This is a genomic window from Ureibacillus thermophilus, from assembly GCF_004331915.1.
Lineage (GTDB): Bacteria > Bacillota > Bacilli > Bacillales_A > Planococcaceae > Ureibacillus > Ureibacillus thermophilus.
Map to the genome: position 1 here is coordinate 2,162,943 of NZ_CP036528.1, position 14,711 is coordinate 2,177,653.

Here is a 14,711-nt window from a genome sequence, read left to right on the forward strand (position 1 = left end):
ATATAGCTTTTTATTTTCCGTTGACTTATAATGGACTTTGAGTAGGAGGTTATCATATGGCAAATCATAACGAAAATTTTGTTACACATAACCCATTTGAAGGCGAAAATGCTTCTTGCAAACGCAATGATGCAATTGACGCTGGAATCGGCTTCGTGGTATCATTCTTATTCTTTACTTTAATGTTTATTATTGCTATTATTTTTGATGCTGTAGCTTAATTTTCAATAGAGTGTAGGCAAGGGGAACTTGTCTACACTCTATTTTTTTATATTTGTCCTTTCCACTTTCATTTGTTGATGGTTGACCGTTATTTCAATTGTTCCGACTTCCCCAGTGGTCATGGTTTTTAAATGGTGCTTCCAAAAGCGCTCCACCACCTCTTGATGGGGATGACCGAACCGATTATTTTCTCCTGCACAGAAAATGGTAAGCTCCGGTTTCATTTGTTGGATAAAGGCTTCGCTGCTTGAAGTTCTGCTGCCATGATGCCCTGCTTTCAATAAATCAATATCATGTAGGGCCGGATAAGCTGTTAGAAGCTCCTGTTCCCCTTCCGCTTCCAAATCTCCTGTAAACAATGCTTGAAAATCGCCCATCTCTAAATACAACACAAGGGAATCATTATTTCCTTCGTATTCAATATCCATTGGCCAAAGATATTGAAAAAAAACCTGCCCTTCTCTCCAAGAAACGCCTGCCCTTTTTTCTATAATAGGGACTTTTTGCTCCTTCGCTTCATCGAGTAAATCTTCCATTACAGGTTTTGACCAAGATGAAGGCGTTACATGAATTTCTCCGACGCGAATCTCCTTTAAAATTTCTTCCGCCCCTTCCACATGATCGCTGTCAGCGTGGGTCAAAATAAACGCATCAATTTTTGAAATGCCTTTTCCTTTCAAAAAGGGCACGACAATTTGCCTTCCTACTTCATAATCTTTGCCTTTTCTCCATTCTTCCTGTTGAAACCGTAAAACGCCTCCTGAGTCAATCAAATACACTTTTTGGCGGTAAGGAAGCTCAATCAAAATACAATCTCCCTGCCCCACATCGATAAAGGTGATGACAAGATTTGGATTCATTTTATCTTGAAAGTGAATTAACAGTGCAGGAATCAGCAATACAAGCGCAATATATTTCTTTTTCGCCCGGCAATCGATTAAATACAAGGCGATGAATACGCTGAAATACGCAATTCCTATTAAAAATAAGGATGGCTTCCCTGGAACCCACATTTGATAAGGTAAAGATTCCAAAATGAACGTGATGTTTGAGATTAGTTGGCGGAATGGTTCATAGAAGAAAAAAACAAGATCAGAGAATGGCCCTGGAATAAAGGTAAGAAATAATAAAGCTATATTGATGGGCAAAATGAGAAAGGAAAAGAGAGGCACATACAATAGATTGGCAATAAACGAGGAAAGGCTGAGTTCATAAAAGTGAAAAAGAAGCAAAGGGTAAACAATGAGTTGGCAAAGAAATGTGACTGCAAAAGCATTCTTCCACCACGAATGAATGGATTGAAGAAATTGGCTAGAATAAATTAAACTAGCCGTTGCCAAATAGGATAGCTGAAAGCCGATTTGGTAAATCACTCCCGGCTCCAATAGCACAAATCCAATGAAACTGATAGCAAGGGCATCATCCATGGAAAGTCGATGTTTCAACCGGGAAAGCATCAAAAGCTCCACCACTGCCACCGCCCGCCAAACAGAAGGCGCACCACCGGACAAAATGGCATATAGAGGCAAACACACCATTAAAAAAATCGCCGCTAGTTCCCGCCTCATATGCAAGCGGAGAAGCCCTTCATAAAAAAGAAAGGAAAGAATTCCGATATGCAGTCCCGAGATGGCAAACAAATGGGTAATGCCCAGCTTTTGATAGGCCCTCTTTGTTTCATCATCCATCTCTTCCTGCAAGCCAATGAGCAATGCTTCCGCTTCAGGAGCTAAAGAAGCTGGAAATGCTTTTTCTATATGTTTTTTTAAATGAAGACGCATTTCGTTGATTTTTTGAGATAAAGAAAATGTCGTATCTACATATTGGAGAACCGTAATTTCGATGATGCCTTGTGCACCTTTGCTTTTCAAATAGCTCTCCATTTGGAAACTATAGGGATGATGGGGTCTAGTAGGCTTTACCACTTTCCCCTGTACATAAAACTGCCTGCCAGCCAAAGCAATCGATTCAAACCACCGTTTTTCCTCTTCAGAAGAGAGCTTATAGGTCACATACACTTTTCTTCCCTCTTCATCCTTCATAAACCCTCTTAGAGCGTCCCCATTGATTTTATAGTCGCTTGTCCATTTATAAACGTGCGGCAAGTGAATAGGCTTTTCAATTTCTTTTAATTGAAAAGAAATATAGCCAAAAGAAACGATGCCGCATAGAAATAAAGCCAATAGATGGACTGGTGGATGCTTTTTATAAATGGCATGTAAAGCTAAAGGCAAGAGAAAAACTAAAAGCCATGGACTTTCATGGGCGCTAACAGAAGCAACGAGCACCGCCAAGGCAAAATAAATCCATTTATTTCGCAGAATCAAATAATTCTTTCACCTTCTCTTCATAATAAGATAACTCTTGTTCATCCGCCCCCATTTCCCGCAGCTTGTTCAATAAATCAAGCATTAACTGATGCTTTTCAATTTTTAGGAAGTCAATATTAGTTTTATCAAAAGGCACTTGCATCACACACACGCCAGCCTTTACAAACAGTTCCAACGCATAAGGATCATTTTTATAATCGCTGGCATAGTAGACATTTTTGATGCCGGATTGAATGATGGCTTTTGTGCATTGCAAGCATGGGAAATGGGTGATGTAAATATCCGCTCCGTTTGTAGAGATGCCGTATTTGGCACATTGCAGCAATGCGTTGATTTCAGCGTGGATTGTGCGCACGCAATGGTTGTCTCGGATATAGCATCCTTCATCATTGCAATGTTCTGCACCAGAAATAGAGCCGTTATAGCCTCCTGCAATAATTCTTCTGTCCCGTACAATCGTTGCACCGACGCTTAGTCTAGGGCAAGTGCTTCTCAATGCCAATAAGTGGCTTTGGGCCATAAAATATTGGTCCCAAGTAATTCGCTCCATATGATTACCTCCAATAGTTGTATTCTGTATTTCTATTATATCGTAATTAGGTCTTTCAATTTTTCGAATGTTTTTTCACCAATGCCGGAGACATTTTTAATTTCATCAATTTGTTTAAATTTTCCATGCTCCTCGCGATATTGGATGATCGCTTTTGCTTTGGATGGTCCTATCCCAGGCAATGTCATCAATTGGGATTCATCCGCCGTATTAATGTTCACTAGCGGCTCATTTTTAGTGGTAGCGGCACTTTTCACAAAACTATGTCCAATGGATGGCTCTTCTCTTTCAAAAGATTCACCTTTTTTCGGGATGTAAATGACCATTTCATCCTGCAATTTTTGCGCATGATTAATATATTGTGAATCGGCCTCTTCCAAATAGCCGCCTGCCAATTGAATGGCGTCGATAATTCGATCTTCTGTTGTTAATTCATAGACTCCGGGAAATTTTACAGCCCCTTTAACATCCACTACAACTTTGGTGGAAGCGGGCTCTTCTAATTGAAAGGTTTCCATTTCGTCGAAAGTTTGGGTTTGGGGAATGGTTGAAATGAGTTCAGTTTCTTCTGAACCGTCTTGCTGAAGAAAATAAATGATTGCGATGATGCAAAGGATTCCGGGTGCTATGATCATTTTTCCATACGTTTTAAACAATTGATGGAAAATCATACAGCACCCCTTCCAAAATGATAGAAGGTAAATCATATGGAACTACTTTTATCATACTGATTTACCTTCTACTTGAAAAGACTATTTTACTGCCCGAATAAAAATTCGCTCACTTTCCTTATTTGGCAATTGGTTTTCCCAATCGGCGGTCACCACTACTTGAGAAAATCCGGCTTCTTTCAGCCAAGCTTCGTAGGTTTCAATAGGAAATGTTCTTTGAAAATGTTGTTCATCAAAACGTTCATATAAGCCCGTGGACTCATCTAACACGAAAAAGATAATGTCATGGATAATGGAATGTTCCACATCTCCTTTTTCGGTTGTCCAGAGATATACAATTTCCCCATCGTCATACATAAAAGGACTTTGCAAAAAAATATGATTCATTTTATGAAGGGAATGAACGTCAAAAAACAGCTGTCCGCCTTTGCGCAACGAAGAATAAATTCGATTGAACGTTTCTTTTACTTGATGTTCTTCTCCCAAGTAATTGATCGAATCGATAGGGATTACAACGGCATCTACATCAGAAAATCCTTCCAATTCATCCATGGACATTTGGTAGAAAGGAATCGACAAGCCCGCTTCCTGGGCCCGCAGCTCCGCAATGGCAAGCATCGATTCCGATAAATCAATGCCGCTTACTTTGTAGCCCGCTTGGCGGAATAGTATGGACAATGTTCCTGTTCCGCATCCCACATCCAACAAGATGGGATATTCAGAACTGGGCGCATAGGAAGCGACCCAATCAACATATTTTTCATATGGAACATCTTCCATGAGCGCATCATATACTTCAGCGAAACGTTCGTAACTATTCACTGGCAACCTCCACTTCGATTTGCGGCGCATCTCCCCATAATCGTTCAAGATTATAGAATTGGCGTTCGTCTTTATTGAAAATATGCACTACCACATCTTCCAAATCGATTAATACCCAGCGAGCAGCGTCATAGCCTTCCATTCTTTTTACCGTAAAGCCATTTTCTTCAGCCTTTTCTTTCACTTCTCTTGCTATGGCCTGAATTTGGCGGTCTGAATTTCCGTGGCAAATAATGAAATAATCCGCCAATAGCGAAATATTTTGCATATTTAATACGACGATATCTTCTGCATGTTTGTCATCTAATGCTTTATAAACTAATTGTAAAAGATCTGCCATTGAATCAAAATTCCTCTCCTTTTGCTTTAATACTATTTTGCGAAACAATCAAAAAGGTAAAACTATTCTTTATAATAATCGTTGTAGCACTCAATGGAATCAGGGAAAATAGGCTGTTTTGATTCCACCAAAAAGGCAAGGGTATGGCGAATGCTTGCACGCATTGCCTCATCCAAATCTTCCTGCGCTTTTTTTCTCAACTTCTCAACCCCGTCAAATTTGCGGTTCGGTTCAATCATATCCGCTATATAAATAATTTTCTCCAATTTGGACATATTAGCCCGGCCTGTTGTATGGAAACGAATGGCATTTAATATTTCTTCATCATGAATTTGAAATTCATTTTCCGCAATCCATGCTCCGACAGGTCCGTGTAAAATTTCTGGCCCCCAGTCCAATAATCTTAAATCAAGTCCGTGTTCTTTTACAATGGTTTTCATCCACTCTTCATCGGCATATTTAGCCACATCATGCAAGATTGCGGCAATTTCCGCTTTTTTTGCATCCGCTCCATATTTTTCAGCTAACTGGATGGCCGTCTCCATTACTCCTATAGTATGAATAAATCGTTTTTCTGGCATCCGGGATTTGATTTTCTCTAAATATTCATTTCGCTCCATAAAGACCTTCCTTTCGTATGTATGCTTCCACTTCTGGCGGCAAAAGATATCTTAATGTTCCGCCTGTTTTGAACCGTTTGCGGATTAACGTGGAAGATAAAGCGAATTCAGGAGCTTCTACCATGATAATGTTAAATGGCGACTTGGACTTCGTTCCCGGCCTCTTAATGCCGACAAACTGGACAAGTTTAACCAGTTCATCGATGTTGTGCCATGTGTGGAGGGTATCAATCATATCCCCTCCGATAATGAAATAAAATTCCACATCCGGCTCCCGTTCTTTTAAAGCCACCATCGTCTCATAAGTATAAGAAATTCCGCCTCGTTCAAGCTCAATGGTTTCAATGGTAAATTCTTTATATGGTTTGACTAGAAGCTCCAGCATGCGCAGCCGATTTGCATCCGTCGATTCGTCTTCCTTTTTTTTGTGGGGAGCAATGGCATTAGGCATAAAGCGGACTTCATCCAGCTTTAAAGCATGATACGCTTCATTTGCCATTATTAAATGTCCCATATGGGGAGGATTGAAAGTCCCTCCTAATATGCCGACTTTTTTCATGAACGAACACCCAACTTTAAACTTATTTAGGTAATTGAATTCTTTTATGCTTCTTCGATTCTTTATATAAAACAACCGTCAGCCCGATTAACTGTACAAGCTCTGAATTTGTTCCTTCCGCCAAGGCTTGAGCCACTTCATGCTTGTCCATTTCACAGTTGTCTAATATGCGTACTTTTATAAGTTCTCTCGCCTCAAGGGCATCCTCTATTTGGCGAAGCATCTGTTCGTTTACCCCGCCCTTTCCAACTTGAAAGATTGGGGTTAAATGATGGGCCTCTGCCCTTAAAAATCTTTTTTGTTTTCCTGTGAGCATAAGTTCCTCCTAGTTGTCTATTTTAATTGTTCGATTAATTTTTGCATCATGTTTTCCGTATTTGGATATTGCCCAAGCCAGTATTGAAAAGCAATCGCTCCTTGATGAACAAACATGCCCAAGCCTGTGACAATTTTCGCTCCTCGTTTTTCCGCTTCTATTAGGAAAGGAGTCATTAAAGGATTATACACAATATCCGCAACAATTGTCTCTTTCTGCAATTTCTCCAAAGATAGAGGAAGTTTGCTTTCTCCTGTTGAAAGTCCTAAGGAAGTGGCTTGAATAATAATGCCATATTCGTCTAACCGCTGTTTTGCTTCATCAAGAGAAAGGCTGGCTCCACCGCCGAGTTCTTCTATGATTGCTTGAGCTTTTATAACAGTGCGGTTGGCGATATCCACTTCCTGATAGCCGTATTCCTTCAAAGCAAAGGCAATCCCGCGGCTCGCTCCTCCAGCACCAATGAGAAGCACTTTTTTCTCACGATGCTTTCCTACTGCTTCTTCTAAAGAATGAACAAACCCGGCGCCATCCGTATTATAGCCTTTCAATGTGCCATCTGCTTGCCGTACAACGGTATTCACTGCCCCCATTTTTTCTGCCATTGAATCCAGATCATCTAAAAAAGGAATGATGGCTTCCTTATGGGGAACAGTCACATTAAAGCCGCTTGCCCCCAATAATTTTAATGCGGACACAGCTTCCTCTAAATTTTCGCTTTTTACATGAATTGGAATATATGCTGCATCAATTTCCATTTCTTCAAACCATGCATTATGCATAAAAGGCGATTTTGAATGGGCGATTGGATCGCCAATGACAGCAAACCATTTCTTCATTTTCCCACCCCTCTTCTCTTTTAAATTAACGAAGGACGAACAAACACTTCTACCCCTTTAGGCGCATAGCAAGCAACAACGGCATTCGGCTGCTGCACCGTAATCCATCCAAGTCCGGAAATGACAATATCCGTTTTTCCTTCCTTAATGGAAAATTCATGGCGAACAAACTCCGGCAAAAACTCCAAAAATTCTTTGGATGGTGGAGACAATAGCTCTCCTTTGTGTTCTTCATACAATGAATCCGCTTTTTCCAGCTTTGTGCGGTGGATTGGCAAGTCATTTGATACATAAATCGTATACGAATTGCGGTTTCCTTTCACATAATCAAATCGGGCAAGCCCGCCAATAAATAACGTTTGCTTGTCATTTAATTGATACACTTTTGGCTTAATTTCCTTTTTCGGCGTGATGTACTTCAATTCGCTCTCATGAATATGGTGGGCCATTTGGTGATGGTTGATAATCCCAGGAGTATCATAAATGGCTCTTCCATCATCCAATGGAATTTCAATCATATCCAGCGTTGTGCCAGGGAAGTGGGAAGTGGTAATCAAATTCCCTTCACCTGTCACCCGTTTGATAATTTGATTGATGAAGGTAGATTTTCCGACATTTGTACATCCTACTACAAAAACGTCTTTTCCATCGCGGTACTTCTCAATGGTTTCAATAACTTCATTCATTCCATAGCCTTTATGGGCGCTCACCAGCTTCACATCGATTGGGAATAAGCCATAATCCCTGCAAGCCCGCTTCAACCATCGGATCACTTTTTCCCGTTTCACCGATTTCGGCAATAAATCCGATTTATTCGCAACGAGCAATACCGGATTTTTTCCAACAAAACGATGGATGCCTGGAATAAAGCTTCCATTAAAATCAAAAATGTCGACGATTTTCACAATGAGTCCATCATGTTCGCTTATGCCGTTTAAAATTCTCAAAAAATCATCATCCGTTAAGCGAACCGGCTGAATTTCATTATAATGCTTCAAACGGAAGCATCTTTGGCAAATAACTTGTTCTTTTTCTAATGATTTTGGCGGTGCATAGCCGGGCATGTCCGGATTTTCCGTCTGGATTTTAACACCGCAGCCAATGCAAGTTGGCATTTCAGTCATCATCTTTCCTCCCACATCGTTATTCCTTTTCGTTTTAAAACTTTGAATACACGCCGTTCCACAAAACGGTTAAAACGCGTAACAAAGCCGTCCGACTCTGCTACAGGCCGAACTAAAAAAGTATAGAGATTGAGCCTTTTTGCACCCAAAATATCTGTCAGCAATTGATCGCCTATCATCGCGACTTCATTTTTACTTAACTCCAATTTTTCTAGCGCCGCTTTATAAGCATATCCAAGAGGTTTTTTTGCCCGATATACATACGGAATTCCAAGCGGCTCTGCAAATCGCTTGACCCGCGCCTCACTGTTATTGGAGGCAATAACAACCCGAATACCAGCATCTTTTAACATTCGCAGCCATTCGACAATCTCATCCGTTGCATCCGCACGATTCCATTCTATTAACGTATTATCTAAATCGGTAATTATACCGCGTATTCCCCGCTGTTTTAATTTGTCTGGCGTAATTTCAAACACAGAGATTACAAATTCATTTGGCAAAAATAACTTGTACAAAACCCATTTCTTCCCCTTTTACAAAATTTTATATTCCATTATAGCATAACCTTCAATTCAAAACCTATGTAGCCAACGCATCCTAAGCATGTTGCCCTCAAATAATAGTACAACATTTGAACCTTTTTCAAAACTATCAAATCTTTATATTTTATTAAAGCATCATTTCATTTGCTTTTTTCTACAAAATAATCGATATCACGCATGTTAGCATAATATAATTCATATAATGTCGAAAAAAGCGGAAAGGATGTGCTCTTTGGGCGGTATATTTGCATCATTGATCCAGTTCTGGCTAGACATACCCGCCTTTCTAGGATACCTTAAAGGGCAGGCATTTCATAAACCGTTCACATCCGAAGAAGAAGCTGAGGCCATTGAACGATTTTTAGCCGGCGATGAACAAGCAAGGCTCGATTTAATCGAACGCAATATGAGGCTCGTTGCGCACGTCGTCAAAAAATTTCATCCACCCCATGAACAATTGGACGATTATATTTCTATTGGAACCATCGGGTTAATGAAAGCGGTTAGCAGCTATACACCGGATAAAAAGACCCGCCTTGCCACATATGCAGCTAGATGTATCGAGAACGAAATCCTCATGCATTTAAGAGCGCAAAAAAAGGTGCAAAAAGACGTTTCTTTATTTGAACCAATTGGTGTCGATAAAGAAGGACAATCATTGCAAATCCGGGATATTTTACAGCTGGATGAAAAGCCGGCCATCGAAAAAATTGAACAAAAAGAAAGCTTCGATCAGCTATACTCTTATTTAAGCGCGTTGGAACCTAGAGAATTAGAGATTATCATTTACCGATATGGATTAAACAATGAAGAGCCGCTCACCCAAAAGGAAATCGCCAAAAAATTAAATATTTCAAGAAGCTATGTATCCCGCATTGAAAAAAGAGCCCTTGTGAAATTGTATCAACAGTTTAAACATCATCAAAACGAAAGAGAGAGGGAACGGGAAAAAAAAGAAAAAGATTGAGCCGCCTCATGATACGAGCGGCTCATTTTTTTATAAAAAAAGAAAAGCTCATTTAAATAAACATTTAAACGAGCTAATGAATAATTATTTCTTAAATTTTGCTAAATCACTGCTTGCACCGAAATATGCGATCAGACCTACAAGAGCAGTAATCGTAACAGAAACTAACATTAATGTTAATTCCATAACTAAACCTCCTCTAAAATATCCCGCTACCTATATATTACTTTTTCCCAATTGACACCGTCAAGACTTTATCTAGCCTATAATTTTTCAATTGTTTTTAAAACAATTTCCGTTGAATGTTTTGCCGCTAAAGGCAAGAATTCATCAAAGCTAATGTTCGACTCCTTGCCGGCAATGTCCGATAATGCGCGAATCACCACAAAAGGAGTTCCGAAATGATGGCATACTTGCGCCACACTAGCAGCTTCCATTTCACATGCTTTCATTTGCGGGAAATGGTTTCGCACTGCTTCTACCCTCTCTGGGTCGCTCATAAAGGAATCGCCGGAACAAATGAGCCCAACGCCATATTTGTGCTCCCCGATTTCTTCCACCGCTTCAATGGCCAATTTCATGAGCTTCTCATCGGCTTTAAAAGCAGCAGGCATCCGTGGCACTTGCCCCATTTCATAGCCAAAAACTGTGCAATCTACATCGTGGTGACGCACTTCATCGGAAATGACTACTGAGCCTACTTCCAACTCTGGATCATATCCCCCAGCAGAACCTGTATTAATCACGACATCCGGTTTGTATTGATGCAAAAGAATAGTTGTCGACATCGCTGCGTTCACTTTGCCGATTCCGCTTTTTAATAGTACGACTTCTTTGCCGCTATATGTACCTGTAGTATATTCGCAGCCAGCAATCGTCGTCACCGCTTTGTTTTCCAAAGCATCTCTTAACAATTCTACCTCTTCCTCCATCGCGCCTATGACTGCTATTTTCATACTTTTTCCTCCTCTAAATAACGTCTATTACAAATTACCGAAAAAGAAGGGAAAGGTCAATTCTTTGGAATTTCTTTCAGCACTTCCACTTTAATTGGAATCCATCCAGAGTTGTCAATCCATTTGATATGAACGCGGTATTTTTTCGATTGATCCTTCGATGAAACAACGGAAATAGCGCCTTTTCCTGTTCCATCATTTCTTACAGACCAATAGATGATATCATCTTCCGGCAACTCCACCGCATTGCGGATGGTAACTAGTTTTTCTTCATAATCCACATGGCCTTCTTCAAAAGCCGAAATATGTTCACCTGTTTGGCGAGTTGGCGTTACTTGCCAATTATTATTGACAATGACCTTTTCTACATTTGCATCAGTGGATGTGCTTACAATAATCTCAGCATTGTTTTTGTCTTCAATTGATGAATGGTCCTTCTGAACATTGTCTTGTTCTTTGTTTTCTTCCAATTTACTTGGTTCATTGTCTTCTTTTGGCGTTCTCGCTTCTTTTTCTGATTCCGTATCTTTTGTTTCTTCTACAGTTTCTTCCTCTTTTGCCGTTTCATTTTTCCCATCATCTTTGACGATAAAATAAAGATTAATGACGATTAACGCAAAAACAATGGCAATTAATATATTGAGGATTCGATTCATTTTTCTTTTACTGTCCGAATGCCTTTTCATTTTACGGCTTGTGATTTCTTGTCCTTCCTTTGCCATTCCATTCCTCCTTCCATTGCTACATTCCATCTTACCAATAAAATAAGAAAAGCACCCGCTTCCAATAAATTTTTAATATAGTTGTTAATAAAATATTACAAACGAAAAAGTCGACAAATTTATTTACTAAAATTCGCCGACTTTTGTAATATGAATTAAACATTTGAAGAACGAATCTTCACAATTTTAACTTCCATTTCACCGCCAGGGGTTGTGAATTTTACTACATCTCCAACTTTATGGCCAAGAAGGGCTTGGGCAATTGGAGAGTCGTTTGAAATTTTACCTTCAAATGGATCCGCTTCTGCAGAACCAACGATGACATATTCTTCTTCTTCCCCATCAGGCAATTCAATAAATGTAACCGCTTTACCTAAAGTCACAATATCAGCTTCATTTTCGTTTTCTTCAATGATGACTGCATTGCGAAGCATGTTTTCAATGGCAGAAATGCGTCCTTCCACAAAAGCTTGTTCTTCTTTTGCAGAATCATACTCTGAGTTTTCGGACAAATCCCCAAAACCTCGAGCAACTTTAATGCGTTCTACCACTTCTTTGCGTTTTTCTGTTTTCAAATATTCTAATTCTTTTTCCAGTTTTTCTTTACCCGCTAAAGTCATAGGGTATTGTTTTTCATTTGCCAAATCGCTCACTCCTTAAACAACATCACTTTTATATTACAATTATTTCTGTATTTGTAAAAACTTTCTTATATATGTTAAAACCCGGTTATTAGAAAAGCATATGTTGCGCTGGTTCATCAAAGAACCAACGAACGCCCTCTAATAACCGAATTTTATATCGTACGTATTCGATTGTTTGGAAATGTTAAATTCATGCAAATAATACAATAATCATCATAGTACACATTGCCTTTTGTTTCAAGCCAATTCGTTATTTTTTATTTCTTCTTCTCATCATATTGTATGGGTAGATTGGATGTTCCACTTTAAACTTCACAATTTGAAGAGGATGGTTCGCCACTTCAATCGGTTCATTATCCTCATTCCACATTTGGCCAACCGTCATCGTGAATGTATTGATTTCCGGTCCAAAGAATTCAACGGTATCTCCCGTTTTGAAGTAGTTGCGCTGCTGCAATGTCACTATTTGTGTATCTTCATCATAATCCAAAACAAATCCTGCAAAATCCCATTCCGGTTTTTTCGCATGGAAGCCAAACATTTGTTGTTTATAGCTTGGTTCCCCTTCAAAGAAGGCTGAAGCTGTGGCGCGGTTAGCACAACGATCCAACTCTTCCAGCCATTCCCGTTTAATTTTGAAGTTATCCGGATCGGCACAATAGCTGTCAATCACTTTACGGTAAACGGAAATTACTGTCGCCACATAGTGGATGGATTTCATACGCCCTTCTACTTTCAAAGAATCGATTCCAAGCTCAATCATATGAGGAATAGATTCAATTAATTTTAAATCTTTTGGGCTCATGGCAAAAGGAGCATCGCCTTCTTTAAATAAAGGCACTTCTTTGCCATCTACATTTTCATATAAGTCATAATCCCAACGGCAGCTTTGGCAGCAGCCACCGCGGTTTGAATCGCGAGCCGTCATATGGTTGGATAAAACACATCGTCCTGAATAAGCGATGCACATGGCACCGTGGATAAATGTTTCAATCTCAATATCTACTTTTTCTTTGATGAGACGGATTTCTTCCGCTCCAACTTCACGGGCTAAAACGACACGGTCCAACCCTTCAGTTTTCCAGAATTTTACCGCTTTCCAGTTCGTCAATGATTGCTGTGTAGAAAGGTGGATTTCCAACTCTGGAGCCACTTTTTTGCACGTTTCAATAATCAACGGGTCAGCCACGATAATGCCTTTTACCCCCACATCGGCAATAGCGCGCAAATATTCCTCAAGGCCGGACATATTTTCATTGTGAGCGTAAATATTTGTAGTGACGTAAATGACCGCACCATATTTTTTCGCAAACTCCACGCCTTCTCGCATTTCTTCAATCGTAAAGTTATCGGCATTGGAACGTAAGCCGAATTCTTGGCCACCGATAAATACCGCATCTGCTCCGTAATGGACCGCCACTTTCAATTTTTCAAGGCTGCCTGCTGGGGCAAGCAACTCAGGTTTTTTCGTAATAACACGTTTGCCGTTCACTGTTTCTCGAATGCTTTCATTTTGAATTAATTGTAGCACCATAATACCCCTCCTTTCTTAATATACAGTTTCCTTATAAATAAATCCTGTATCTAATGGTCTAAGCGGCGGTTGAATGGCTTTGATTTGTTCAAATAAATCATCTTTGATTTCATCATATGCGTCTTCTCCTTGGTCGAAATACGCATCGATAGCTTGGCGATAGAGTTTCGTAACTGTAGTAATGTATTCTTCTGTCTGCAAAATGCCATCTATCTTCATAGAATCAATTCCAGCTTCAAAGAACTCAGTTAGTTCATCAATTAAGCAAATATCATTCGGCGAGAAAATGTGCGTGCCGTTCAAATCTTCGTAGATTGGATAGCGGTTGTTCCGTTCTTTATCGTGCAAAAACATATTTTTATTTTCTTTGCGGTTTTCTACTTCCATCACTTCACCGCGATAAAGGAAGTAGTTACCTAACAATTTTCGCTTCGATTGGAAAATGCAAGTCATGCCGTGCACTTGCACTTCAATTTCATATTTTGAGTTTTCTTTAATTTCCAAGATTTCATCAAGGGATAACTCACGGGCAAGAACTGAGCGTTTTGCCCCTCTTTCTCCCCAATAATTCACTTGGAACCAGTTTGTTGCTGTTGTTTCAGGATTCCAGTGAAGTGGGATGTCAATGCCAAATTCGCGAACGGACATAACAACTGCCGGATCTCCAAATAAAATGGCGTCCGGACCGATTTTTTTCAATTCTTTTAAGTATTCATCCAATGCTTCAATGCGGTCGTTATGGAATAAAGCGTTGCATGAAACATAAACTTTCTTTCCTGCTTGATGAATCATTTCCGTCGCTTCTCTTACTTCCTCAAGGGAAAATTCCCCGGCAAGGCGCAAGCCAAATTTTTGTTCACCAATGACAAAAGCATCTGCTCCTGCATTAATCAATTCTTTTATATGGGAAAGTGACTTTGGCGTCACGAGCAATTCTGGTTTTTTCAAAA

18 protein-coding genes are annotated in these 14,711 nt (G+C 39.8%); 2 read left to right on the forward strand and 16 right to left on the reverse strand.

Features of this window, described 5'->3' with window-relative positions; translation table 11 throughout:
• Positions 1–56 precede the first annotated feature (56 nt).
• Entirely contained in the window at positions 57–221 is a 165-nt protein-coding gene (locus DKZ56_RS10730) for a YqzM family protein (protein ID WP_208649986.1), read from the forward strand.
• Positions 222–260: 39 nt separating this feature from the next.
• On the opposite strand, the gene DKZ56_RS10735 is transcribed toward DKZ56_RS10730, so the two are convergent.
• The 11 genes from DKZ56_RS10735 to DKZ56_RS10785 form a co-directional block, all read right to left on the reverse strand.
• On the reverse strand, positions 261–2,549 hold the full coding sequence (locus DKZ56_RS10735; protein ID WP_245989425.1) for a DNA internalization-related competence protein ComEC/Rec2: 2,289 nt from the start codon (positions 2,547–2,549) through the stop codon (positions 261–263).
• Positions 2,533–3,102, reverse strand: a complete 570-nt coding sequence (locus DKZ56_RS10740) for a ComE operon protein 2 (RefSeq protein WP_208649987.1) — start codon at positions 3,100–3,102, stop codon at positions 2,533–2,535. Before DKZ56_RS10740 ends, DKZ56_RS10735 begins: the two co-directional genes overlap by 17 nt.
• 35 nt (positions 3,103–3,137) lie before the next feature.
• On the reverse strand, positions 3,138–3,773 hold the full coding sequence (locus DKZ56_RS10745) for a helix-hairpin-helix domain-containing protein (RefSeq protein WP_208649988.1): 636 nt from the start codon (positions 3,771–3,773) through the stop codon (positions 3,138–3,140).
• Positions 3,774–3,854: 81 nt separating this feature from the next.
• Positions 3,855–4,595, reverse strand: coding sequence for a class I SAM-dependent DNA methyltransferase (locus DKZ56_RS10750; RefSeq protein WP_245989427.1), 741 nt, complete (start codon positions 4,593–4,595; stop codon positions 3,855–3,857).
• Positions 4,588–4,935 (reverse strand): ribosome silencing factor, encoded by a 348-nt coding sequence (gene rsfS, locus DKZ56_RS10755; RefSeq protein WP_208649990.1) that lies wholly within the window; start codon positions 4,933–4,935, stop codon positions 4,588–4,590. The genes DKZ56_RS10750 and rsfS overlap by 8 nt, the downstream gene beginning before the upstream one ends.
• A gap of 62 nt (positions 4,936–4,997) precedes the next feature.
• Positions 4,998–5,555, reverse strand: a complete 558-nt coding sequence (yqeK, locus tag DKZ56_RS10760; protein ID WP_208649991.1) for a bis(5'-nucleosyl)-tetraphosphatase (symmetrical) YqeK — start codon at positions 5,553–5,555, stop codon at positions 4,998–5,000.
• Positions 5,542–6,114: a nicotinate-nucleotide adenylyltransferase gene (locus DKZ56_RS10765; RefSeq protein WP_208649992.1), complete on the reverse strand. Its 573-nt coding sequence runs from the start codon at positions 6,112–6,114 to the stop codon at positions 5,542–5,544. Before DKZ56_RS10765 ends, yqeK begins: the two co-directional genes overlap by 14 nt.
• 22 nt (positions 6,115–6,136) lie before the next feature.
• Positions 6,137–6,430 (reverse strand): ribosome assembly RNA-binding protein YhbY, encoded by a 294-nt coding sequence (gene yhbY / locus DKZ56_RS10770; protein WP_208649993.1) that lies wholly within the window; start codon positions 6,428–6,430, stop codon positions 6,137–6,139.
• 17 nt (positions 6,431–6,447) lie between these two features.
• A complete protein-coding gene (gene aroE / locus DKZ56_RS10775) occupies positions 6,448–7,269 on the reverse strand; it encodes a shikimate dehydrogenase (RefSeq protein WP_208649994.1) in 822 nt (273 codons plus the stop codon).
• 20 nt (positions 7,270–7,289) lie between these two features.
• Positions 7,290–8,393, reverse strand: a complete 1,104-nt coding sequence (gene yqeH, locus DKZ56_RS10780; RefSeq protein ID WP_208649995.1) for a ribosome biogenesis GTPase YqeH — start codon at positions 8,391–8,393, stop codon at positions 7,290–7,292.
• Positions 8,393–8,911 carry a YqeG family HAD IIIA-type phosphatase gene (locus tag DKZ56_RS10785; RefSeq protein ID WP_208649996.1) on the reverse strand — a complete coding sequence of 173 codons (519 nt, stop codon included), beginning with the start codon at positions 8,909–8,911 and terminating at the stop codon, positions 8,393–8,395. Before DKZ56_RS10785 ends, yqeH begins: the two co-directional genes overlap by 1 nt.
• 259 nt (positions 8,912–9,170) lie before the next feature.
• On the opposite strand from DKZ56_RS10785, the gene sigK reads away from it, so the two are divergent.
• Entirely contained in the window at positions 9,171–9,905 is a 735-nt protein-coding gene (gene sigK / locus DKZ56_RS10790) for an RNA polymerase sporulation sigma factor SigK (RefSeq protein WP_208649997.1), read from the forward strand.
• A 263-nt stretch (positions 9,906–10,168) separates the two neighbouring features.
• On the opposite strand, the gene mtnN is transcribed toward sigK, so the two are convergent.
• From mtnN to DKZ56_RS10815, 5 genes are all read right to left on the reverse strand, one after another.
• Complete coding sequence (gene mtnN, locus DKZ56_RS10795) at positions 10,169–10,861, reverse strand: 5'-methylthioadenosine/S-adenosylhomocysteine nucleosidase (protein ID WP_208649998.1); 693 nt, start codon at positions 10,859–10,861, stop codon at positions 10,169–10,171.
• 56 nt (positions 10,862–10,917) lie between these two features.
• Positions 10,918–11,583, reverse strand: coding sequence for a YrrS family protein (locus DKZ56_RS10800; protein ID WP_208649999.1), 666 nt, complete (start codon positions 11,581–11,583; stop codon positions 10,918–10,920).
• Positions 11,584–11,738: 155 nt separating this feature from the next.
• Positions 11,739–12,227: a transcription elongation factor GreA gene (gene greA / locus DKZ56_RS10805; protein WP_208650000.1), complete on the reverse strand. Its 489-nt coding sequence runs from the start codon at positions 12,225–12,227 to the stop codon at positions 11,739–11,741.
• Positions 12,228–12,477: 250 nt separating this feature from the next.
• The gene (locus DKZ56_RS10810; protein ID WP_208650001.1) at positions 12,478–13,761 is read right to left on the reverse strand and encodes a peptidase U32 family protein; all 1,284 of its coding nucleotides are present in this window, start codon (positions 13,759–13,761) and stop codon (positions 12,478–12,480) included.
• 15 nt (positions 13,762–13,776) lie between these two features.
• The gene (locus tag DKZ56_RS10815; RefSeq protein WP_208650002.1) at positions 13,777–14,709 is read right to left on the reverse strand and encodes a peptidase U32 family protein; all 933 of its coding nucleotides are present in this window, start codon (positions 14,707–14,709) and stop codon (positions 13,777–13,779) included.
• Between the last annotated feature and the right edge of the window lie 2 nt (positions 14,710–14,711).

Coding starts and splice junctions, on each gene's coding strand:
- rsfS (WP_208649990.1), bottom strand. CDS start 4,935: ATGGCAGATCTTTTACAATTAGTTTATAAAGCATTAGATGACAAACAT.
- yhbY (WP_208649993.1), bottom strand. CDS start 6,430: ATGCTCACAGGAAAACAAAAAAGATTTTTAAGGGCAGAGGCCCATCAT.
- yqeH (WP_208649995.1), bottom strand. CDS start 8,393: ATGACTGAAATGCCAACTTGCATTGGCTGCGGTGTTAAAATCCAGACG.
- DKZ56_RS10730 (WP_208649986.1), top strand. CDS start 57: ATGGCAAATCATAACGAAAATTTTGTTACACATAACCCATTTGAAGGC.
- yqeK (WP_208649991.1), bottom strand. CDS start 5,555: ATGGAGCGAAATGAATATTTAGAGAAAATCAAATCCCGGATGCCAGAA.
- DKZ56_RS10765 (WP_208649992.1), bottom strand. CDS start 6,114: ATGAAAAAAGTCGGCATATTAGGAGGGACTTTCAATCCTCCCCATATG.
- DKZ56_RS10810 (WP_208650001.1), bottom strand. CDS start 13,761: ATGGTGCTACAATTAATTCAAAATGAAAGCATTCGAGAAACAGTGAAC.
- DKZ56_RS10800 (WP_208649999.1), bottom strand. CDS start 11,583: ATGGCAAAGGAAGGACAAGAAATCACAAGCCGTAAAATGAAAAGGCAT.
- aroE (WP_208649994.1), bottom strand. CDS start 7,269: ATGAAGAAATGGTTTGCTGTCATTGGCGATCCAATCGCCCATTCAAAA.
- mtnN (WP_208649998.1), bottom strand. CDS start 10,861: ATGAAAATAGCAGTCATAGGCGCGATGGAGGAAGAGGTAGAATTGTTA.
- DKZ56_RS10740 (WP_208649987.1), bottom strand. CDS start 3,102: ATGGAGCGAATTACTTGGGACCAATATTTTATGGCCCAAAGCCACTTA.
- DKZ56_RS10745 (WP_208649988.1), bottom strand. CDS start 3,773: ATGATTTTCCATCAATTGTTTAAAACGTATGGAAAAATGATCATAGCA.